Here is a 22,879-nt window from a genome sequence, read left to right as displayed (position 1 = left end):
TGACAAAAAAAGGGAATAGCCATAATATAGTATGTATACTTACTAGTTTGGAGGGGATATGAAACTTAATGAGTCTTTAGGGTATTTATTAAATTTAACAGCAAGAAATCTAAAGAGAGAACTAGATGAAAATATACGAAAGTATAATTTGAATAGTTCACAGTGGGCACTAGTTAAATTACTTTTAGAAAAGGGAGAATTAAGTCAGGTAGAAATAGCTGAGAATATGCAATCAGATAAGGCAACTGTTGGAGCAATAGTTGACAAGTTAGTTAACAAAGGCTTAGTTATTAGGGGAAAAAATGATACAGATAAAAGATCCTATAAGATAAAAATATTGAAGGATGGTAGAGATCTAGCCACCAAATTAACAAAAGATGCTATCAATACAAATAATAAAGCATTACAAGGATTTAAAGATGAGGATATTCGAAAATTATTAGATTACCTTGAAATCATTAATTCAAATTTAAGGGGAGAATAATAAAATGCCTTGGAAAGAAGAAATTTATAGAGCTTTTTTTGTTACTTTTGGAATGTTTGAAATTTTAACTAATATCAGTTACCTAATATTAAAAAATGGAATGAGCTTAGCAATTAGACAACATGGAGAATTACCAAGAGGGGTTTCTAAAAAACAAATTAGAGTAAAGGTAATATCCATGCTTATATTTGGTAGTATATTTTTTGTGGTTGGATTATATTCATTTAAAAATAGATCAGTGGATCATATAGCTTATTTATGTGCATTGATTCCATTTTGCATATATGCTATTACAGAAGGATGTTATTATAAATATTGGAAGACTATAGGGTTTTCAATAGTTTCTCTAATAGTACTATTTGCATTCCTTATATTATGATTGAATAAATATTTTAAGATGATTTATTTTATTATGGAACTCACTATGAGGAGTGTACAGCTAAAATAGCATAGTAAAAGATAGGGTTAGTTTGAAAACTAGCCCTTTTATTTTACAAAAATATATCTGATGGTTTAAATATGATAAAATATAAAGTGTTTTTAAGAAGATATCAATTTCAAAGAATTGAATTATAAAAATATTAATAATTTATGAGGTAATAATATTATGCTTAGTAAATCTTTAGCGCAAAAAATAGTTGATAGAATGATGGATATAATACCCTATAACGTAAACATTATGAATAAGGATGGAATAATAATTGCAAGTGGCGACAAGGATAGAATTGGTAAGTTGCATTTAGGTGCTAAGGAAGTTTTGGAAGGAACTTCAGCTATAGAAGTATATAAAGAAAAAAAGGGGGTTAAGCCTGGAGTAAATATGCCTATAATGTTTAATAATCGTAGTATAGGAGTAATTGGTATAACTGGAAATCCTAAAAATGTACGAGCCTTTGCTGAATTAGTTAAGGTAACAACAGAGCTTTTAATACAGCAGGAATATAGCATTGAGAAGTACATAATAAGAAATAAACTAAAGGAAGAATATTTATATGAATGGCTTCACAGAAAGGAAATATATGATGATGAATTTATAGATAGAGGTAAGGAACTTAATATTAGCATAGAAGAGAAGGGTTATATCTTAATAATAGATTATAAAAAAGAATGTACTAAAAAAATAAAAAAGATAATAGAGATTTATTTTAATAACGAAGTAAAAAGAATTAGTTTAAATTCATCTAGGTTATGTATTATTCTTAATGGGAATATGGAAAAAAATAATAAGACAATAGATGATCTGCTAGCTCATGGAAAAGAAGAAATAAATACTATAATATTTTTAAAGAAAACAGATATATTATCTAAGGCATTTTATAAAGGAATAAGTGCTATAAATATTGTTATGGCCTTAAATATAAAGAAAAAGGTAATAAGAGATGAAGATGCTATTTTTTATTGTGAAATAGAGAAGATAGTTAAAAATAAAGATGTAAAAGAAATTTTAAAGAAAATACAAGAGGGAGGGAATGAACTTATAGATACTTTTAGGGTTTTCGTAGGTGAAAATTTTGAAAGAGGTAAAACGGCAGAATTATTACATATACATAGAAATACTTTAAGTTATAGATTATCTAAAATAGAGGAGTTAACAGGGCTATCCTTTAATAATTCCATTGATATGTTTAGATTAATAAGTACATATATATATTATAATATATATTCTGGTTAACAAACTTTTTTTAATAAAGATTATGCAAACTCACAATGAAAACATTTACCAGGGAAGGTAAAATAAGAATGAAATTATTAAAAAAGGTTTGAAAGAAGGTTTAAAAAATGGATGTCATTTCAGTATCAGCATTAGGTGCAATAGTTGCACTTATTATTTCAATAACTTTAATCATTAAAAAAATTCATCCAGCATATGCATTAATTTTAGGAGCATTAATTGGAGGTTTAGTAGGGGGAGTTTCATTAGTTAATACCGTTAATTTTATGATGGATGGCGCAAAGGGAATGATTACTGCTATTCTTAGAATTTTAACAGCTGGTGTTTTGGCAGGAGTTCTTATTGAATCAGGGGCTGCTATTAAAATAGCAGAAACAATAGTTAGTAAAATAGGTCAACAAAGAGCACTTATTGCATTAGCAATAGCAACAATGCTTTTAACTATGGTTGGAGTATTTGTGGATGTAGCAGTTATTACAGTTTCACCTATAGCTATAGCAATTGCAAAAAAAGCAGGACTTAGTAGAGCAGCAATTTTGTTAGCAATGATAGGTGGAGGAAAAGCAGGTAATATAATGTCACCAAATCCAAATGCAATTGTTGCATCAGAGAATTTACAAGTTCCTTTAACAAGTTTAATGATTGCAGGTATTATACCCGCAATATTTGGGATTGTAGTAACTTGTATCTTAGCAAAATGGTTAGATAAAAAGGCAACAAAAATTGAAGATACAGATAATGAAGAAAAAGAAGTTAAAGAATTACCAAGCTTTATAGCAGCGATTTCAGGTCCTATAGTAACAATAATACTACTTATGTTAAGACCTATTGCAGGAATAGTTATAGATCCATTAATAGCACTTCCAGTTGGAGGTATAATTGGAGCAATAATAATGGGAAAAGGAAAGCATATTTCTGATTATGCAGTATCTGGTTTAAATAAAATGAGTGGTGTTGCAATTCTTTTACTTGGAACAGGAACATTAGCAGGTATAATTTCTAACTCACAATTAAAAGACTTAATTATAAATGGTGTAGATAGTATTGGTTTACCTAGTATATTACTAGCGCCAATAGCCGGTATATTAATGTCTGCAGCAACAGCATCAACTACCTCAGGAACAGCAGTTGGAACATCTGTATTTGGACCTACAATCCTTGAACTTGGAATACCTAGTTTAAATGCAGCAGCTATGGTCCATAGTGGAGCCACAGTATTAGACCATCTTCCTCACGGAAGTTTCTTCCATGCAACAGGAGGAAGCGTTAGTATGGAAATAAAAGAGAGATTAAAACTTATACCATATGAATCTTTAATAGGTTTAGTAATGACAGTAGTATCAACAATAATATTTGGAGTAATTTTATAAAGTAGGCAATAAATTAGTTTTAGCATAGATGGAGGTAGAAAAATGAAATTCGTATTAGCACCAGACTCATTTAAAGAAAGTATGACAGCAAAAGAAGCTTGTGATGCAATGGAAAGAGCTATAAATAAAGTTGTTAAGGATGCAGAGTGCATAAAAGTACCAATGGCAGATGGGGGAGAAGGAACTGTAGAAGCCTTAGTTATGGCTACAGAAGGTAAACTTGTAGAAACATTTGTAACTCCTCCAATTGGAAAAGAAAAAGTAAAAGCAACTTATGGACTTCTTGGAGATGGAAGTAAAGCAATAATAGAAATGGCAAGTGCAAGTGGAATACAGCTTGTAAAAAGAGAAGAAAGAAATCCTCTAATAGCTACAACTTTTGGAACTGGAGAACTAATACTTGATGCAATAAAAAATGGAGCAAAACACATACTAATTGGAATCGGTGGAAGTGCTACTAATGATGGTGGAGCAGGAATGATACAAGCTTTAGGTGGACATTTATTAGATAGTGAGGGAAAGGAACTTCCTTTTGGAGGTTTAGCTTTATCAAAGCTTAATAAGATAGACTTAAGTAATTTAAATGAAAGTCTTAAAGGTATAACATTTGAAGTTGCTTGTGATGTTACTAATCCATTAATAGGAGAAACGGGAGCATCAAGAATATTTGGACCTCAAAAAGGTGCTACAGAGGAAATGATAGTAGCATTAGATAAAGCCTTAGAAAACTATGCTAATGTAATAAAGAAGAATTTAGGAAAAGATGTAGCATATATTGAAGGAGCAGGAGCAGCAGGAGGGCTAGGAGCAGCACTTTTAGCATTTCTTAATGCAAAACTCCTAAGAGGAATAGATCTAATAATTAAACATACAGATCTTGAAGCAAAAATAAAAGGAGCAGACTTTGTATTTACTGGTGAAGGTTGTATAGACAGTCAAACTATCTTTGGTAAGACTCCTATGGGAGTTGCATCATCAGCAAAAAGGCAAGGAATAAAAACTATTGCTTTTGCAGGAAAAGTAGAAGAAGGCTCAGAAAATCTGTATGGAATAGGAATAACATCTATCTTTGGAATATTAAGAGGAGTAACTTCCTTAGATGAAGCATTAAGAGATGGGGTTGAAAATTTAGAAAAGACAGTAGAAAGTGTTGTTAGAATATTAATTTAGATTAAATTGTAATTTATGAATTATATAAATATCAGAATAAATTAATATGATTCAATGGTGGAAAGTGTACCAGAGTTGAAAATTTAAGCTCTAAAAAAGAAGTAATGAAAATAAGTATGCTATTTTTATTACTTCTTTTTATATTTTTTAGAACTTTTTAGACAAATTAAATATAAATACAAAACAAGGTTAATAATTATATCATATTATGTATAATTATGGTACGATGGTATTAATCTTACATAATTAAAGGAAAGCTAAACTATATAAAATTACTTTGAGAATAATAAAATGTAAAGGGGCAAATATAAATGAGTTGGATAAAAAACGTATTACTTGAAATAGGTAGAAAAGAGATTGCTAAAAATGACATCATAACTAAAACAAAGGAAGTTTCTTTATTTATAGAAGATGGAATTATAAAAGAAATTGCAGATAATGTTCCAGAAGATGCACAGGAAGTTATAGATGCAAAAGGATATTTAGCAGTACCATCCTTGGTAGACAATCATATTCATTTAGATAAAGGACACTATGGTGGCAAGTGGAAAGCAGTTGTCCCTATGAGTAATGTAGCTGAAAGAATTGTAGAAGAAGAAGGATTTTTAAAAGATTTCTTAATAGAAACACCAGAAAAGGCGCAAGCATTAATTGATTTAATTACAAGGAATGGAGCAACATTTTTACGTGTTCATGTAAATGTGGATCCTACTATTGAGTTTGATAATCTTAATATCATAAAAGAAGTTCTAGAAAATAATAAACATAAGCTAGATTATGAAATTGTGGTTTTCCCACAGCATGGAACACTAGCTACTGAGGAGAAAAGATTATTAACGCAAGCATTGGAGTATGATAAGGTTACAGTTATAGGAGCCTTAGATCCAGCAACTATTGATTATGATATTGAAAAATCTTTAAAAACAACTTTTGATTTAGCTAAAAAATTTAACAAAGAAATAGATATTCATTTGCATGATAGAGGTACTTTAGGTATACATGAAATTAATCGTATAATTGATTATACAATAAATTCAAACTTACAAGGAAAAGTACGAATCAGTCATGGACTAGCATTAGGGGATATTTCTAATAATGAGTTAGAAACTATTGCTGAAAGATTAAAAGAAGGGAAAATTGCTATTAATACAACTGCTCCAATTGATACAAAGGCATTGTCTATTCCAATATTACAAAGCCATGGAATAAGTGTAAATATTGTAAATGACAATATAAATGATCATTGGAGTCCATTTGGTACAGGGGATTTGATTCAACGTGCAAGTCGTGCAGCAGAGATATTTTCTATGTGCGATGAAGTATCACTATCAGAAGCTTTAGCATTAGTGACAAATGGTATAACTCCACTTGACAAAGAGGGTAAGCAAGTATGGCCAAAGGTTGGAGATAAAGCAAATATATTATTTGCAAAGGCAGAATCATCTGCCCATCTAATAGCAAGAGTTTGTCCAGAAAGAGTTGTTTTATTTAAAGGTAAATTTGTTTCAGGAAAATTTAGATATTAATATAGAGAAAAGACTTAAAGTATCAGGGAATCTGAATGAAGATAACCTGATACTTTTTTGCTAATAGATATTATTAGAAGGGAAGAAAGCTTATTTACAAATTAAACCAGTATGGTAAAATATAATTGAAAGTGATTTTCAATAGGAGGAGTTATGTTTAAAGAGTTTTTTAATAAATATAAAGATTATGCCATTGATTTTGATGGAGGATTATCTAGTCATATACCTATGGTAAGTTATTCCCTATATGAATTAGGAGTTCCTTTTAATGAAATAGAAGAGTATTTAGATAAAAGGATTGAGAGTATAAAAATATCTAAGGAAGATATAACTAAGCTATACAATATAGGTGACAAGAATTTTGAGGAGTTCTTAGGAGTTGAAGATTCTTTTGGTTCATATTATGATTATTTTTCTCAAAAAATAAATAAATCAAATTATTTAGAGATAGTAGGAGAATTTTTACCTAAATTAATCAAGGGAGTTGCAGCTCGTGCCTTTCATCCACTAATTAGGTTATCTTTTGCTGTAAGAAGTGAGAATGAGGAAGAAGTGGTAAAATCACTTAGTTATTTTGCGTCAACCTTCCTACCACATCAATTTGATGTTTTACCCGACAAAGGTGGAAAAATATTAGAGAATATTAGAATACTTGTAAAATCAGTTAAAGATGAAGATCTTAGTGGTGATTTAATTGCTGATAGAATAGAAAAGATATATGGACTAGATGGATTTAATAAGAATGCTTTTACTTTAAAAGGTGATGATGAAGAAGTAATGTCACAATTAGATATAATTATAAATAAATTATTTATAGAAACTAAAAATTTTACAATCTTACATGGAGTTACATCTAAAGAAGCACTTAAAAATTTATTACCTTTAGTTAAGGATAAGTATAAGATTTTACAGAATTATTGGTTAGCTATTCTAGCTGCATATGTTTCTATAGAAAGTACTGAGATTAAGGATTTAAGCATTGATATACCAGAAAGCTTGCCTGAATTTAAAGATATATTAATGGCTAGCATTAGGTCTAATAATGACCATACAATAAAACTTGCAAATAGTTGTAGGATTGAATTTGAAAAATCCGGTGATAAAGTATATAAATATATGGCTTATCTAAGAACTTTTAATTAAATTTATCTTAACAAGATAATAGTATTGAAATGAAAAAAATATTGACTTAATTCGACAAGGAAGTATATAATGGTTTCAAGAAAACTAGTCCTTTAAATTTAGTCCAGAGAGACTAATAAGGTCGGAATAAACGGCAGATAATTATAATTAGATAGAACTAAACTGTAACGGAATCAATGTATGTGGAGCAATTAGTTCTTATATCTAATTATAGATCTTAACGACCTTCTTAAAAAGAATGGTCGTTTTTTTATAAATAAAGGTAAGTGCTGGTTTTCCTAAATAAAGATTTAGGGGGATAATGACAATGGAACAAAAGATAAGGGCAACAGAAAATATTGATAATCATGATCATGATTATGCATTAGGGCACGTACAACAAAATGATAAGAAAGGATTCTTTTCAATGTTCGTGGTTATGCTTGGATTTACATTCTTCTCAGCAAGTATGCTGACAGGAGGAAATTTAGGGACAGGATTACATTTAAAAGAGTTCTTTATAGCAGTAGTTATAGGTAATCTAATTTTAGCATGTTACACAGGAGTGTTAGCATATATAGGTGCAGATACAGGACTTTCAATGCATTTACTTGCTAGATACTCATTTGGTAAAAAAGGTTCATATTTGGCATCTTTTATAACTAGTATTACACAAATAGGATGGTTTGGTGTTGGAATAGCAATGTTTGCAATTCCAGTAGCTAATAGATTTAATATAAACCTATATTTATTAGTAGCAGTTACAGGTATAGCCATGACAGCCACAGCTTACTTTGGAATGAAGTCATTAACAATATTAAGTGCTATAGCAGTACCAGCAATAGCAGTATTAGGTAGTACTTCAGCAATAATGGCAACTAACTCGGTAGGTGGGGTTCAAGGATTAATGAATATAGAGCCAACTAATAAAATGGCATTAGTAACAGCAGTAACATTATGTGTAGGATCATTTATAAGTGGAGGAACTGCAACTCCAGACTTTGCAAGATTCTCAAAAAGTAAGAAGGTATCAGTATCAACTACTGTAATAGCATTCTTTATAGGAAATTCATTAATGTTCTTATTTGGAGCAGTAGGAGCACTTGTTACAGGAAATTCAGATATAGCAGATGTTATGTTTTCTCAAGGGTTAGTTATTCCAGCAATAATAGTTTTAGGATTAAATATATGGACAACCAATGATAATGCTATTTATACAGCTGCTCTTGGACTTTCGAATATTACTAAATTACCTAAGAATAAGATGGTAATTATAGCTGGGTTAATAGGAACTATAGGAGCTGTATGGCTAAATAACAACTTTACAGCATTTTTAACTTTTTTAAATTCAATGTTACCTCCAGTAGGCGGAATAATAATAGCTGATTATTTCTTTGTAAAGAAAAGAAAATATGATAATATAGAAAATACAAAGTTCATAGATATAAATTGGGTGGCTATAATAGCATTCTTATCAGGATTTATAGTTGCAAATGTTATATCAGTAGGAGTTATTGCATTGAATGCAATAATAACAACAATTTTAGTTTATATAATAGGAACAAAAATAACTAGTAAATAGGGTGATTATAAAATGTTAATTAAAAATATAAAATTATTAGATAGAGAAGGATTATTTGACATAAGAATAGTTGATGGTAAGTTTGTAGAAATAACATCAGCTTTAGAAGCTGCAGAAAATGAAGAAGTTATAGAAGGAAATGGAGCATTAGCATCAGCTCCTTTTATAGAACCACATATACATTTAGATACTACCCTTACAGCTGGAGAGCCAGAGTGGAATAAAAGTGGAACTTTATTTGAAGGAATCGAAAGATGGTCTCAGAGAAAAGAATTTTTAACTAAAGAAGATGTTAAAAGTAGAGCTAAAAAGGCTATAGAATGGCAAGTGGCAAATGGAATTCAATTTATAAGAACTCATGTAGATGTTACTGATGATAGTCTGATTGCATTAAAAGCAATGGTTGAAGTAAGGGAAGAAGTTAAAGATTATGTTACATTACAAATTGTAGCATTCCCTCAAGAAGGAATTCTTTCATATCCAAATGGATTAGGATTAATAGAAGAAGCGCTAAAAATAGGTGCAGATGTAATAGGTGCTATACCTCACTTTGAATTTACAAGAGAGTATGGAGTAGAATCAATTAATAAGGTTTTTGAATTAGCTAAAAAGTATGATGTATTAGTAGATGTTCATTGTGATGAAATAGATGATGAGCAATCAAGGTTCTTAGAAGTTGTTGCAACAAGAGCTTTAGAGAGTGGATTAAAGAATAAGGTAACAGCTAGTCATACTACTGCTATGGGATCATATAATAATGCATATACATATAAGTTGTTTAGGCTTTTGAAGATGTCAGGAATCAACTTTGTTTCTAATCCTTTAGTTAATACTCATCTTCAAGGAAGATTTGATACATATCCTAAAAGAAGAGGGATTACAAGAGTTAAAGAACTTAATGAAGCTGGAATTAATGTGAGTTTTGGACATGATGATATATTTGATCCATGGTATCCAATGGGAACAGGAAATATGTTAGAAGTAGTTCATTTTGGATTACATGTATGTCAAATGATGGGCTATGATGATATAAATGAATCATTAAAGTTTGTATCAACAAATAGTGCAAGAACCTTAAATATAGAAGATAAATATGGAATAGAAATAGGTAAGCCAGGCAATTTAATTTTATTAAATGCTGACAGTGGCTATGATGCAGTTAGAAGAAGATCGGAAGTCTTATATTCTATAAGAGAAGGAAGAATAATTGCTAAAACTGTACCAAGTAAGTCATATGTAAATATGAATGAAGAAAAAGAAGTGAACTTTAGGAAATAATAAGATATTATTTAGAATAATTGTGATTTCAAAAACAACAATGAAATTAGTAGTGGGATAGAGATAGCACAAGATTAATAAAAATCTTGTGCTAGTTCTGTATTATTACTAATTTAATAATACAGATAATAATTATTTGGTGTATAGAGAAAGGTAAATAGATAAAGGTTTTAAATATTATACAATTGATAGTTAATAAAAATGGCTTGAACACTAATGTTTAGGCTTTTTTTATTATACTAATTTAAATTTAGATGAAGTAATTGTCTTTGATACTTATCTAGAGTCTATACAAAGAATAAAGAACAAGTTGCGGGATTTATAAAAAAGAATAATAAAAAATCAAAGTAAGTGATAAAAAAATTAACAAAAAGAGTAATTAATGGTAAAATATAAAAGAAAACAAATACTAGGGGGAAAAGTTATGAAAAAAAATAAGTCTATTTTTGTATTAGCATTAATTTTTGTAATGCTATGCGCACCTATTCAAAATGTAAGTGCCAAAGAAACTACAGACTCAAGTGGAACAATAGCACAAACAACTATAAGCAACTACAAAAATATAGCTACTGTTGAGTATGGAAAGGCATATTCTATTCAAGGAACTATATACTCACCACAAGCTTTTACAAAGGTAAAAGTTAATATTTATAATGATATTGGTAAATTAGAAACTGGAGCAACACATACTTTATCAAATAAATCACAAACATTTAATTTAAAAACTATCGATCCTAAGGTTTATTTTAATAAACTATATTTTGGAGAAAAAACATTAAAAGTTATTATTACAATTAATGGGGTAGATAAAGTTATAAAGACTGATAAATTTACAGTTAAAGCTAATGATGTTAAGGTAACGACAAGTGGATTATCTGTACCTAAATCAGTAAAAGGATTAAATAATTTTAAGCCTAAAGGAATAATTAAATCTAATTATGAATTTGATTATCTAGGATACGATCTATATGAAAAAGGGCAACATGTTGTTGGGTCCGCATCTGGACTTGCTTTTGGTAAAACTATAGATTTAAGTAAACAAAAGTTTGAATTTAGTGAAACAGGAAGCTATGAAATAAGATTATACGTAGAAACTGGTGGAATTAAAAAGGTGATTTATACAGGAAATATAACAATAACAAAATAAAAATAATATTTATTAAATGAATAAATATAAAGTAGTAAAATGTGTATTAAGAGTTGTGAATTAATTTCATGACTCTTTTTTATTAAAATATAATTTAGTATATTTCAAGTCTCATATTTGTCATAATAAAACTAAATTGAATATTAAGGGAAAAGTAAGAGTGTTCAACTTGTACATAGAGTTTTCTTTAGAGATTTTAGATATTTTAATTATTGGGGGAGGATACCTAAGGATTTAGAGATAAATATATAGCATCATTAACAACTATTAATACACCATATAAAGGTTGCCAGTTTGCAGATTATTTATTATCAAAGCTTTGGATCAAAGTTAAATTCAGTGGTGAGATAACTATGAATTTATAACAGTTATGGTAAAAGGGGAATTTCGCATGGAGATATTATAGATCTAAATAGAGAAAATATATATGAGTTTGATATAAGGGAATTTTAAGTGAAGTTAGTACAAGGATTAAAGAATAAAGGATTATAGAATTTAATGAAAATTGAATATTATTGCTGAAAGTATACTTTTTACTTAACAACTCCGTATAGGCATGATATTATTAAGGTGCTAGTTTTTAAAAAATATCCCAAAATTACAAAAATAAAGCATATAAATTAACTAGAATTGATGAAAGTTGTAAAACGTTAATTTGGGGTTTATAAAAGACAAAGTAGTTTTTATTAAAATTATATAAAATAAAAGATGGAGTTGATTAACTTTGAAAAAGAGAAGAACAAATGAGGTAATGCCAATAATATTATTGGGTATAATGTTATTCTCAATTTTCTTATTATCATATGTTCAACCGATGTATGCTGATGATTATAATTATGCATTTATTTTTGGAACAAATGATAGAATAGATAGTTTCGCTGATATATTTAAATCTTTAAATATATTCTATAATAATTGGGGTGGAAGAATGATTTCTATGATTCTATCACATTTATTTTTATGGGGTGGAAGATGGATATTTGCAGTATGTAATACAGGGGTTTTCTTTTTATTCTGCTTCGTAATATATAAATGTACTTTAGGAATTTATGATGAAAAAAATGATTTTTTCAAGGTTTGGCTAGTACATATGTTGATATTATTTGGTGTGCCGATTGTATCAGAAACTGTATTGTGGGAAGTAGGATCATTTAATTATTTATGGCTTATGACGCTATCTATGTTATATATCTATCCTTATTTACTAGAGTTTTTTGGAAAGAAAAAAATTAATGATAATATAAAAAACTGTATATGGATATCATTAATAGGATTTTTAGCAGGAATGACAAATGAGAACGTAGTACCCATTCTTATAGGAGCTAACTTAATATATATTATTTATTATAAGATAATGAATAATAAAATTCAGATATGGAGTGTTTTAGGGCTTATCTCTTCGTCTATAGGAGCTATGATTTTAATGTTTGCGCCAGGCAATTCAGTAAGAGCAGAAGTAGAATATAGTGCTTATAATATTCCAAAAGATATAGGTGTGAAATTCAGTGAAAATTATTTACCGGTATTAAAAACAGTAATAAAACAAGAATACTTAATAATAGGAATATTATTTTTTATAGCATTAGCAATGTATATAAAAATTTATGGACATAAGAATAAAGAGGTGTTTATATCGCTGTTATTAATGTTATCAGCAATTATTTCAAATGCAATAATGATATATCCAAGTACTTATTACGCAAGATCTTCATTTGGCGGGGGGATATTTATAATCCTAGGGATATGTATACTAGGATCTAGATTATACTGTATTATTGATAAATATAAAGTTATATATAGATCAATTATATTATTAGGTGTTATTTTAATAGGATTGCAGGTAACACCTTCATTAAGAAATGGAGTTGAATATAATAAAGATTACACTGAATTAGTCAATTATGTAGAAGCTGAAAAGGTAAAAGGAAACTTAGAAATTGAAACAAATTCTATATCCTATTCGAAAAGAAAATTTTTAAGTGGTATGGATTTATCAAATGATAAAAATTATGTTTAGAATCAATATTTTAGTAAGTATTATGGAATTAATAGTATAATAGTGAAATAAAGAATATATTTTAATAGTCAATATATCAGTAAATTGATGTGATGAGAGAAAAATAAAAATTATACAGTAGATTTGAAAGTGTTGGTATAAAAGCTAGCACTTTTTTGTTAGTATTTTTGTAAGATAAATATGGAATTTTCCAAAAGAGAATTACAAATAAGTATATGAAATAAATGTATAGATTTGAATTGAAATATAGTTAATAGTAATATTAAATTGTAAGGAGATTAAATAGAAACAATATAATAGTTTAAAGGAGCAGAATGGTAATGAGAGATTTAAAGTTAGCAGAAAGCTTTTCAATTGTTGCATTAAATGGGCAAGATAGTACTCATATGACAAATGCAAAAAAGGTATCTCTTCAGTGTATAGCAGCAGCGGTTATTTTAGAGACTTACTTAGATTTAGCTTTAACTGAAGTTGGAGATAAGTTATTTTTGGAGAAAGAAACACTTAATAATTCAAATGTAAGCTTATATCAAGATACTATTCTAAGACTATTATTAAATAAAAAAGATAAAGTAGAAGGTGACTTAAGCTGGTGGTTAAAAAAGGCATCTGATTTACCAAATAGGGATTTAAAAAAACTTCAGCTAACAATGGCAGATTCTCTAAAGGGGATTGATTTACTTGAAGAAATTCCAAGTCTTTTAGGGTGTGATTTCTTTTATGAAAGTGCAAGTGTTTCTATAAAAGAATATCGTAGCAATATGCAAGAATATTTAAATGTTACAGAGAGTATTCGTATTGAGATTCTAGGGGAAGGCTCAGTAAAAGATGAAACAATCTTTATTATATGGCTCCTTCGTGAAAGTGCATGTTTACAAGATATTTTTTCAAAAAGTGAATTAGAAAGGGTTGCTATTAGGATTAATGAATTAGTTGAAAGTGTTCCTTTAGTAAAAAGATTATTTGAAATTAATATATATCATGGAGTTGAAATAGCTGTAAAATCATTTTTAAATATGAAGAAAAATGCTATAAGTAGTCAAACCGGGACAGGTATAAATTTTATACTACCAATGATTGAACGTTCTCAATCTATTTTTATTGATACAGAAGAATGGTTTCCTAATGAAGAACAAAGGTTAGATGAGGTAAAGGCACGATTAGAAGCTAATGGGCATATATATACTGTAATACATGAGGGAAAGGTTCCACTTCTTAAAATTGATAATATTATCTATGAAGCAATTCCTGAAGCTATTCAAGGTAGAATAGCTATCCATGGGGTACGTCTTAGAAGGTATCCTATTTAAAGCTATTTAAAAGGAGAAATAGTATACTTTATAACTTTCTAAATGTTAAATATGAAAAGAAAAGGCTTAGTGCTAGAAGCACTAAGCAATCTTAATCTAGTTCAAAACATCTAATCCTAGGTCTATTATATTAGCAAATAATGATAGTGTATTAGCATTTGGAATAACATTATTTTTAATATCTAATAATTTTCCAAGGCCATATTCAGTGTAAACACTAACTGTAGCAAAATTAGGTTCACTTAAGTCACAAATAATATCAGTCGGCATTAAAGTTATTATATTTGTGCTATCAGTAGGTTCTAATATGTTATAAAGACGTTCCTTATAGCTGTATCCTAGCACTTTTAAATTATCACTTACTACTATTTCTTTAATTTCAGTATTAATATCATATTTTGAAGTAGCTGAAGGAATATTATTTATAACAAAATAAGCAACATTTCTTTTGTAGTCTACTTTATCTTTAAACTCTTCTAATCGCTCTAAGTTTAATTCTATATCTACTGTAATATCATCACTTTCTAAGTTATTATAACTTTCTTGGATGTAGGATAATTCTTCTTTTCCATGGAGTTCTCTAGCTAGTATACTCATACAGTCATGATAAACATCTTGAAATGAACTAAATGGTAAAGCATATTTTATTTTAGCTAATATAAAATAAACCTTAAATTTAGCAGATTTAGCTCCACTTCTATGTGAATAATTGATTTCAACTAATAACTTCTCATTTAATATATCAGTATCTAGAGTGATTTTTTCAATCCCTTTACTATATTCAATAGTATAATTTTGATTAGTACATAATCTTTGAGTATGTTGATTTATTATGTAGGTACCTTTAAATCCATCTTCAGTAACTTCACCTACTCTTAAAGAAGTTTTCATTGTCAACTTCTTTAAATTTATATGTGGTCTATTTGTACATAGATTTTCTTTAGATATTATTCTCATTTTGAACTCCTTTAAGTATAAAGTGTTAGTCTTTTATTTTAAAATTATAACATAAAGGGTATAAGTATTTTAAGGGCTATTGCAAAAATCAACTTTATGAGCTAATTTTGCAATAGCCTTGGTTATTTTAAAATATTAATTAAGTTTAGAAAAGGTTCTGCTTAAAAGAACAATATCATAGATATCCACTATATTATCATCATTTAAATCATAGGAAGTATTAAAATTAATGTTAGTACTTGATAAATTGTATTGGCTAGCAATATATGAAATATCTAAAGTATCAACAATACCATCATTATTTAAGTCAGCAGCTTTATTTACTGAGAAGTCAGTATATAAACCATTATAAAGATTATTTAATAATTCGTTTTGAGAGTCTTGAGTAACCTCCCATACCATAACGCCACCATATCCATTCTCTTTTGCATATCTACCTTTTATAAGCATTGATTTTGCATTATCAAAGGATATTATAAAGCTCTCTGTTTTTGTTACAGGATCTACGTATACCAAATAAGGGTTTTTAGATTCATCATCCCATCTTTCTTCAACTCCAGCTTTATTTTTTAAGGTTTTGATATAATTATAAGCATATCCATAATCACCTGATGAAGTTAAACCTAGTTTAGATAAAATATTCATATTTATATAATTTGGGGCACCTGAATTGTCAGTTGGTATTTTTCCAAAGAAAGCTGTTCCCATAACCAATTTTTCCTTTGGAACACCTTGATTAACACAAGCTTTAAGTAGATCATCAGTATTAATCCCTCCTGGATCATTTGAACTTTTGTAAAGAGCTGAATCATACTTAGGTCCACCATAAGAATAGGCGTAATTCATAACATTTATGAAGTCTAGGATTTTACCCAGCTCTGCAAACTCTGTTCCAGCAACTATATAATCCCAAGTAGCACCTGATGCAATAGTTATTAGTTTATCATTTCCTAGGACTTCTCTTAAATCTTTAACTAGCAGGGTATAGTTATGCCTGTCTTCTGGAGAGAACTTAATCTCCCCCCATCCACCATTAACGGGACATTCCCAATCAATATCCACTCCATCTAAACCATATTCCGTAATAATATTTTTAATAGAATTAGCAGTTTTTAGTCTACTTTCCTTTGTAGCAGCAGCGTCACAGAAACCCCTACCACCCCATCCACCTAAAGAAAGTAATGTTTTTAAATCTTTATTCTTATTTTTAAGTTCTGGTATTCTCTTGAGGGAAGCTTTAACTGTTTCAGGTAAGAAAATAGTGCCTATTAAATTTTCATCTGAGGTTTTGCTTGGATCAATCATATTAGGTCTAGGTAAGGTTTCATTATGATAAATGTAGCCAAATGCAAAATTTAAATGAGTAAGGTTGGCTGCATTTATAGAGGAAAAGTCACCATAGTATGGGTAATATCCAACTGAAATTTGCTTTGGTGATTTATCTTCTGTTTTAACTTTTGTTTCAGCCATAGTTAAAGTAGAAGTCTGTCCAATAAATAGTGTTAAACCTAATGGTATTGCTATTAATAGTTTTAATAGATTTTTATTCATAAAAAATCCCCCCCTTTATATATATAATAAAGCTTGAGATAGGAAAAAAATGTAGTAATGTGGAGGTAATAAAAAACATTCTATAACTTAAAGTTACAGAATGTTTTTTGTTATTTTTCAGTATAGGTGATATCTATTTCTTTTATATTGTTAAGAACTGCCGGAAGAGATTTTTTAAAATCTTGAAGACCTGGGCGATCTGGATCATCCAGTTCAAGAGCATCAGTAGGTCCACCGATTACAAATTTTGTACCATTAATAGTAACGAATCTAGGAACACCCTCCATTGAATCCAGATGCGCCATATAGTCAAAACTATAGTTATTAGTATTCCATATAGTGGCAACATGTCTTTCTTTAGGGTAATCATATGCTGAATTAGAATCGGGTGGAGTATCTTCAAATTTAAAATAGCTTCTTGAGCTGTCATCGTTATATTTAGAATAATAATCTAATTTATAGCTTATCATTAAGCTAGAATCCGACTCATTAATTATATATTTATTTTTCCAAGAAAGAGGCATGGTTAATTGAATGCCTAATTTATTATTTTTATATATAATTTTATCATTAATTACTGTTTCAGAAGATAATGGAACAGTTTGAGGCTTTGATGTTTCAGCTTGTTTTATACTTTTTTCTTGTTGTAGCGAATCAGTTTCTTTCTCCTTAGTATTATTAGAAATAACATCTTGTATAGGACTATCAGTTTCAGATATAGAGTCAGGTGGAATTGATGTAGGATTATTAGCTTCTACTTTAGGATTTGTAAGGCAAATTACAGAAATAATTGCTATAATAATACAACTAGATAAAGTAACAATAACAGATTTTTTCTTGAATTTAGTTATCATAAAAATTCTCCTTTTTATATCTTTTTTATTAATAATACCTAGATTTAAATTCGTAGATTTTGAAGTTTTGATTATTGAGGCTAATTTTATTATTGTCTCAGCATAAGGTTTAATTTTTTCAGTTGATAACCTTTTTAGAACAAAAGCATCACAGGCATTTTCACAGTCAGATTTACTTTTGTTAAATGCAAGCCATAGGATTGGGTTAAACCAATGAACACATTGAAGCAACATTATAAGGAAATTAGCTTCAATATCATATCTCTTTATATGGCACAACTCATGATAAAGGATATATCTTAAATCATCTGTAGATAATTCACTGTAAAGGTAATCTGGAATGATAATAGTCTTATTAATAAAACCAAAAACTGTAGGTGTAGTTACTGAATTACAGTAATATATTTTAATTTTTGAATTAATTTTTAATTTTCTCATACACTCATTTAGTAAATCATTTAATTCAGTTGATATTAAACGGGTACTATATTTGTTTCTATATAAAAATATGAAATATGAAAATATAGTGGTTGAGAAAATTGTAAATAAACCAACTATCCATATTATTGACAGGGTTTTTGATATATGCTTATCTTTTGCGATTAAATTTTTTGAAGTATTAATATTGTCATTTAATATATTAGAATTTAAGCTACCTTCAGTAGGATTTATAGTATCTAGATTATTAGAATAATCATTTTGTATTATATTAGTTTGAACTATATTTTCTGCATTGGAGTTTTGTAATAAATTAAATATGCTAAAGTAACTATTTGGGAAATAGGGGATTAGCAATCTTATTATGACTATAAACCAAATATAGTAATGCAAATTTGCAGTTAATTTATTCTTAAATAATATTTTAAAAAGAACAATTACTAAAACAACTACACTAGCTAACATAGATATATTAATAACATTATGGAATATTTTAGTTAGGAAGAACATTATTCACCTCCATTTAAATTTTCTTCTAGTATCTTTTTTAATTCAGAAATATCATCATTAGAAAGATTTTCATCCTCTATAAAGTTATTTAATAGCATCTTAAGTGAACCATCATAAATACGGTGTAAAAAAGATCTTGTTTCATAAACTTGAACTTCTTTTTCAGTAACTAAAGGTGTGTATTCATATGGGGTAGTATTTTTATTAACTGAGAGTGCTCCCTTCTTTAATAATCTACTGATTAGTGTATGAATAGTTTTGGGACTCCAAGGTTTATTGGTTTTTAAATTCGATATTATTTTGGTGGATGTCAGTGGACTTTCATTCCATAAAACCTTCATTACTAGTAATTCGGTATCTGAAATATCAGGTATTTTATTCAATTTTTAATCACTCCTTCCTACAAATGTAGTCCTTAGGAAAATACTAACATATATATCACAATAATACAAACAATTATATTTAAATTTGTAAAAAATTTAAATAAATGAAAGTATATTGATTATTTACATTTGTAAAGGTAATAGGATAAGGCGTTTATACTGGTTAACAATTTGAATTATATTGAGGTGTTAAGTTAATAAAAATATATTTTAAAAGATTTAGAGTTGAGATATATGCATTTAAGAAGATATAAAGATAGAAAGAAATATAGAAAAGAAGTAATGAATATATAGAGAAAGCTAGAAATAAAGATATCAAGAAACTTATAAAATAGCAGTTATAGGGGGAATTATTATTCTCAAAAATAAATTTCACAATATAATATGAATAAGGTAAGTGTTAAGGGGGAGTAATTACGAAGATTGCAGTTATTCATGGTGTACAAAGAAAGGGAAGTACTTATAACATTACACAACAATTTTTAGAAAAGTTATCTGATAATGAAAGTGATATAAAAGAGTTCTTTCTACCCAAGGATGAACCAAACTTTTGTCGTGGTTGTTTTCAATGTTTTACGGACAACACAAAATGTCCAGATTATCGGTATATAGAGCCAATTATGAGGGTTATAGATGAGGCAAATCTAATTGTTTTGACTTCACCTGTGTACGTATATCATGTTACAGGGCAGATGAAGGCTTTTTTAGATCATTTTGGATTTCAGTGGATGGTTCATCAACCAAATGAAAGTATGTTTAAGAAGCAGGCTTTAATTATATCAACCGCAGCAGGAGGAGGTACGAAGTCAACTATAAAAGATATTGAAGATAATATGTTGTTTTGGGGAGTAGCAAGAACTTATAGGTATGGTGTAAATGTAGCTGCTGCTGATTGGAGCCATGTTAGTGATAAAAAGAAGTTAGAGATTGAAAATAAAGTAGAGAAAATAGCAAATAGAATCAAAAGAAAAAATAATAATGTTACTCCAAGAATAAAAGTAAAGGCTCTATTTTATGGAATGCGTTTTATGCAGAAGAAGTTTGGATTTAACGAGGTAGATGTTACTTATTGGAAAAAACATGGATGGTTAGGGAAGGTAAGACCTTGGAAGTGATAGGTAAGTAGAGAGGATATAATCCTCTCTAATAATGAAGTATATATAATCACTTTTATATGTAGAAATTTCATATTAAGGAATAATATGTATTAATATAAATTATTTGACAGTATAGATATTAGATATTAAAATGAAGCAGTAATATCGAATATCGATATTGGAGGTGATAGTAATGGCAAGGGAGCAATTCCAAAACTTAACTGAGCCAATGTATTATATATTAATGTCATTATTAAGTGAGAGCTGTGGTGTAGATATTATGTCAAATGTAGATAAGATATCTAATGGACGCGTAAGGGTAGGACCTGGGACATTGTATGCTTTACTTGGTAAATTTGAAAAGGAAAATATTATAAAAGAAACAGAAGTTATAGGAAGAAAAAGAAGTTATATTATTACAGATAAAGGGCTAGAGATATTAAATAAAGAATATAAGAGATTAATGATTTTAGTTAAGGATGGAAAGTCATTTTTAGAGGAGAGAGACTATGGGAATAATGAATAGTAAATGGGTTCTATTTGATATTTTACCTTATGAATATAAGGCTTTAGAAAAGTACTTAGAAGATATGGCATTAAAAGGATGGAAATTGCAAGGTATATGGGGGATATTATTAAAATTTACAAAGATAGAGCCTAAAAGGATAAAATATTCAGTAGATATAATGGATAAAGTATCTTTTTTTGATGGTAAAAACTGCGATAATGTATTAGGGTATAGGGAATATTGTATAGCAGCAGGATGGGAGTTTGTTTGCGAAAGGGAAAAAATACAGGTTTATTGTAGTGAAGAGGATATAGAAAGAATTCCCATTCATACTGATGAAAATGAGAAGTTTAATTGTATATTCAAAGGATCATTAAAGAGTATTAGTATGAATTTAGTCATGATTATATCTCTTTTATTTATGCAGTATGTAATTACAATTAGCAGTCATGATGCTAATTTCTTAGCTAGTAATTTGCAATTAGTTACATTAATTATGGTAATGATGATTTCCATATATAATATTATAGGTATTATTAATTTTATTATTTGGGTGGCTAGGTCTAAAGGAAGTTTAAAAAGGGATGAAGCAGGGGATTACTATAATTTTAAAGGAGTAAGTATTAGAAGGGTAATTCATAAATTAGAACTAGGTATAGTATTGATATTAGTGCTGTTAATGGCTGTAGACGGAGATGAATTTGCATTGAAAGCTATTATATTAAATTTATTAATGGCTGGTATATTAGCTATAGTAATGAAATTCATTAGTAGAAGTAAATATAAGAAAAAGAAAAGAATGAATATAATAGCGTATATTTTAATTACTATAATATTATTTATAGGGTTTAACTATTTAATTTCTGAATATTCATGGAGTATGTGGAAAATGAGTAACTTAGAAGATAATAATTATATCTTAACACTAAAGGATTTTAATGATGAAGTAGGAGATGAAGATTATTTATATGTAAACGAAGATAATAGTATTTTTGCATATAAACTATATTATAGCAATAAAGGTAAGAACATTAATTTAAGCTATGACCTATTAGAAAGTAAATATGAATGGATAATAAAGTATGATTTAAAGAAGATAATGAATTGGATGAATGAAATTGATATAAAGTATATTGAAAAGAAAACTGATTTGCCAGAGGATATTAAAGTATATATGAATGAGAAAGCTCAGAGTTATCTTATTGTTTCTCCAAATAAGCGCATTGAAATTAATAGTTGGGATAATAGCTTAAGTGAAGATGAATTAATAAATAAGGTATATGAGAAAGTATTTAAAGAATAAGATTAAAATAGAAAGCACGAATCATTTTTAAACTGTCCATTATATTTTGGATAGATTTATGTAAGATTGGTGCTTTTTTATTTTAGCTAAACAAAGGCTTCACCAGACTTATTAATAAGATCAATTTTAGCAAGGGCATCAACTCTTAATAAGTTAACAAAAACACTCAATAAGTAAGAATCAGCTAATTGGATGAATGGAGAAAGGGAAGTATTATTAGAGGTAAAGGCATTTTCAAATTCTTTTTCCTTTAAGCGTTCTTTAGCAACTACCCATAATATTATATAGCCAAGTAAAATAATTTCTGCGCCATTTAAAGTAACAGTTGTTGGACTTGCTCCATTTGTATTTATATCTAAAGTTTCCTTTATGTCTAAATCAGCACCGAAAATAAAATAAATATATCCTATTGCTATTATTAAAGAACCAAGTTGTTCAAGAGTTGCCATGTTTAGATTCCAGTTTTTAATAAAGGCTTCAATATTTTCAGGGGTAGCGTCCATAATTGCCTCCATAAAAGAGATTACTTTAATTATATGATAATATATAGATTTTTGTACAAATTATAAGGTAAAGAGGTTTAAATAAATTATAGTGATG

20 protein-coding genes are annotated in these 22,879 nt (G+C 28.4%); 15 read left to right on the top strand and 5 right to left on the bottom strand.

Translation table 11 applies throughout. The features are described from left to right. Window positions 1-58 precede the first annotated feature (58 nt). From ACSYT2_RS11990 to ACSYT2_RS11935, 12 genes are all read left to right on the top strand, one after another. The gene (locus ACSYT2_RS11990) at window positions 59-484 is read left to right on the top strand and encodes a MarR family winged helix-turn-helix transcriptional regulator (protein WP_438384845.1); all 426 of its coding nucleotides are present in this window, start codon (window positions 59-61) and stop codon (window positions 482-484) included. Between the two features lie 4 nt (window positions 485-488). Further along, window positions 489-863: a hypothetical protein gene (locus ACSYT2_RS11985; protein WP_430855442.1), complete on the top strand. Its 375-nt coding sequence runs from the start codon at window positions 489-491 to the stop codon at window positions 861-863. Between the two features lie 228 nt (window positions 864-1,091). Beyond that, on the top strand, window positions 1,092-2,156 hold the full coding sequence (locus ACSYT2_RS11980; protein ID WP_430855441.1) for a CdaR family transcriptional regulator: 1,065 nt from the start codon (window positions 1,092-1,094) through the stop codon (window positions 2,154-2,156). A 107-nt stretch (window positions 2,157-2,263) separates the two neighbouring features. Beyond that, a complete protein-coding gene (locus ACSYT2_RS11975) occupies window positions 2,264-3,526 on the top strand; it encodes a GntP family permease (protein ID WP_438384844.1) in 1,263 nt (420 codons plus the stop codon). A 42-nt stretch (window positions 3,527-3,568) separates the two neighbouring features. Next, window positions 3,569-4,696: a glycerate kinase family protein gene (locus ACSYT2_RS11970; RefSeq protein ID WP_430855439.1), complete on the top strand. Its 1,128-nt coding sequence runs from the start codon at window positions 3,569-3,571 to the stop codon at window positions 4,694-4,696. A gap of 311 nt (window positions 4,697-5,007) precedes the next feature. Then, a complete protein-coding gene (locus tag ACSYT2_RS11965) occupies window positions 5,008-6,222 on the top strand; it encodes an amidohydrolase (RefSeq protein ID WP_438384843.1) in 1,215 nt (404 codons plus the stop codon). A gap of 153 nt (window positions 6,223-6,375) precedes the next feature. Then, complete coding sequence (locus tag ACSYT2_RS11960; protein WP_438384842.1) at window positions 6,376-7,365, top strand: questin oxidase family protein; 990 nt, start codon at window positions 6,376-6,378, stop codon at window positions 7,363-7,365. A 307-nt stretch (window positions 7,366-7,672) separates the two neighbouring features. Beyond that, window positions 7,673-8,926, top strand: coding sequence for a cytosine permease (codB, locus tag ACSYT2_RS11955; protein WP_430855436.1), 1,254 nt, complete (start codon window positions 7,673-7,675; stop codon window positions 8,924-8,926). A gap of 12 nt (window positions 8,927-8,938) precedes the next feature. After that, entirely contained in the window at window positions 8,939-10,204 is a 1,266-nt protein-coding gene (codA, locus tag ACSYT2_RS11950) for a cytosine deaminase (protein WP_438384841.1), read from the top strand. Between the two features lie 424 nt (window positions 10,205-10,628). Next, complete coding sequence (locus ACSYT2_RS11945) at window positions 10,629-11,351, top strand: hypothetical protein (protein WP_438384840.1); 723 nt, start codon at window positions 10,629-10,631, stop codon at window positions 11,349-11,351. Window positions 11,352-12,075: 724 nt separating this feature from the next. Then, window positions 12,076-13,368: a DUF3329 domain-containing protein gene (locus ACSYT2_RS11940; protein ID WP_438384839.1), complete on the top strand. Its 1,293-nt coding sequence runs from the start codon at window positions 12,076-12,078 to the stop codon at window positions 13,366-13,368. A 320-nt stretch (window positions 13,369-13,688) separates the two neighbouring features. Next, the gene (locus ACSYT2_RS11935) at window positions 13,689-14,678 is read left to right on the top strand and encodes a hypothetical protein (RefSeq protein ID WP_438384838.1); all 990 of its coding nucleotides are present in this window, start codon (window positions 13,689-13,691) and stop codon (window positions 14,676-14,678) included. Window positions 14,679-14,774: 96 nt separating this feature from the next. On the opposite strand, the gene ACSYT2_RS11930 is transcribed toward ACSYT2_RS11935, so the two are convergent. The 4 genes from ACSYT2_RS11930 to ACSYT2_RS11915 form a co-directional block, all read right to left on the bottom strand. Next, window positions 14,775-15,635 (bottom strand): hypothetical protein, encoded by an 861-nt coding sequence (locus tag ACSYT2_RS11930; RefSeq protein WP_438384837.1) that lies wholly within the window; start codon window positions 15,633-15,635, stop codon window positions 14,775-14,777. 135 nt (window positions 15,636-15,770) lie between these two features. Beyond that, the gene (locus tag ACSYT2_RS11925; protein ID WP_438384836.1) at window positions 15,771-17,186 is read right to left on the bottom strand and encodes a glycosyl hydrolase family 18 protein; all 1,416 of its coding nucleotides are present in this window, start codon (window positions 17,184-17,186) and stop codon (window positions 15,771-15,773) included. A 110-nt stretch (window positions 17,187-17,296) separates the two neighbouring features. Next, a complete protein-coding gene (locus tag ACSYT2_RS11920) occupies window positions 17,297-18,988 on the bottom strand; it encodes a M56 family metallopeptidase (RefSeq protein ID WP_438384835.1) in 1,692 nt (563 codons plus the stop codon). After that, window positions 18,988-19,371 carry a BlaI/MecI/CopY family transcriptional regulator gene (locus tag ACSYT2_RS11915; RefSeq protein WP_430855429.1) on the bottom strand — a complete coding sequence of 128 codons (384 nt, stop codon included), beginning with the start codon at window positions 19,369-19,371 and terminating at the stop codon, window positions 18,988-18,990. Before ACSYT2_RS11915 ends, ACSYT2_RS11920 begins: the two co-directional genes overlap by 1 nt. Window positions 19,372-19,784: 413 nt before the next feature. Between ACSYT2_RS11915 and ACSYT2_RS11910 the strand changes: the two genes are divergently transcribed. The 3 genes from ACSYT2_RS11910 (at window position 19,785) to ACSYT2_RS11900 (ending at window position 22,279) form a co-directional block, all read left to right on the top strand. Further along, window positions 19,785-20,486 (top strand): flavodoxin family protein, encoded by a 702-nt coding sequence (locus tag ACSYT2_RS11910; RefSeq protein WP_438385019.1) that lies wholly within the window; start codon window positions 19,785-19,787, stop codon window positions 20,484-20,486. A 175-nt stretch (window positions 20,487-20,661) separates the two neighbouring features. Further along, window positions 20,662-20,994: a PadR family transcriptional regulator gene (locus ACSYT2_RS11905; RefSeq protein WP_430855428.1), complete on the top strand. Its 333-nt coding sequence runs from the start codon at window positions 20,662-20,664 to the stop codon at window positions 20,992-20,994. Beyond that, window positions 20,978-22,279: a DUF2812 domain-containing protein gene (locus tag ACSYT2_RS11900; protein WP_438384834.1), complete on the top strand. Its 1,302-nt coding sequence runs from the start codon at window positions 20,978-20,980 to the stop codon at window positions 22,277-22,279. Before ACSYT2_RS11905 ends, ACSYT2_RS11900 begins: the two co-directional genes overlap by 17 nt. Window positions 22,280-22,365: 86 nt before the next feature. Here the strand turns inward: ACSYT2_RS11900 and ACSYT2_RS11895 are convergent, their stop codons facing one another. Beyond that, complete coding sequence (locus ACSYT2_RS11895) at window positions 22,366-22,782, bottom strand: hypothetical protein (RefSeq protein ID WP_430855426.1); 417 nt, start codon at window positions 22,780-22,782, stop codon at window positions 22,366-22,368. Window positions 22,783-22,879: the final 97 nt, after the last annotated feature.

It is taken from the genome of Clostridium zhoujianii (assembly GCF_051590805.1).
Lineage (GTDB): Bacteria > Bacillota > Clostridia > Clostridiales > Clostridiaceae > Clostridium.
The sequence above is the reverse complement of the archived record's forward strand: the minus strand, read 5'-3'. Positions and strand labels throughout refer to the sequence as shown.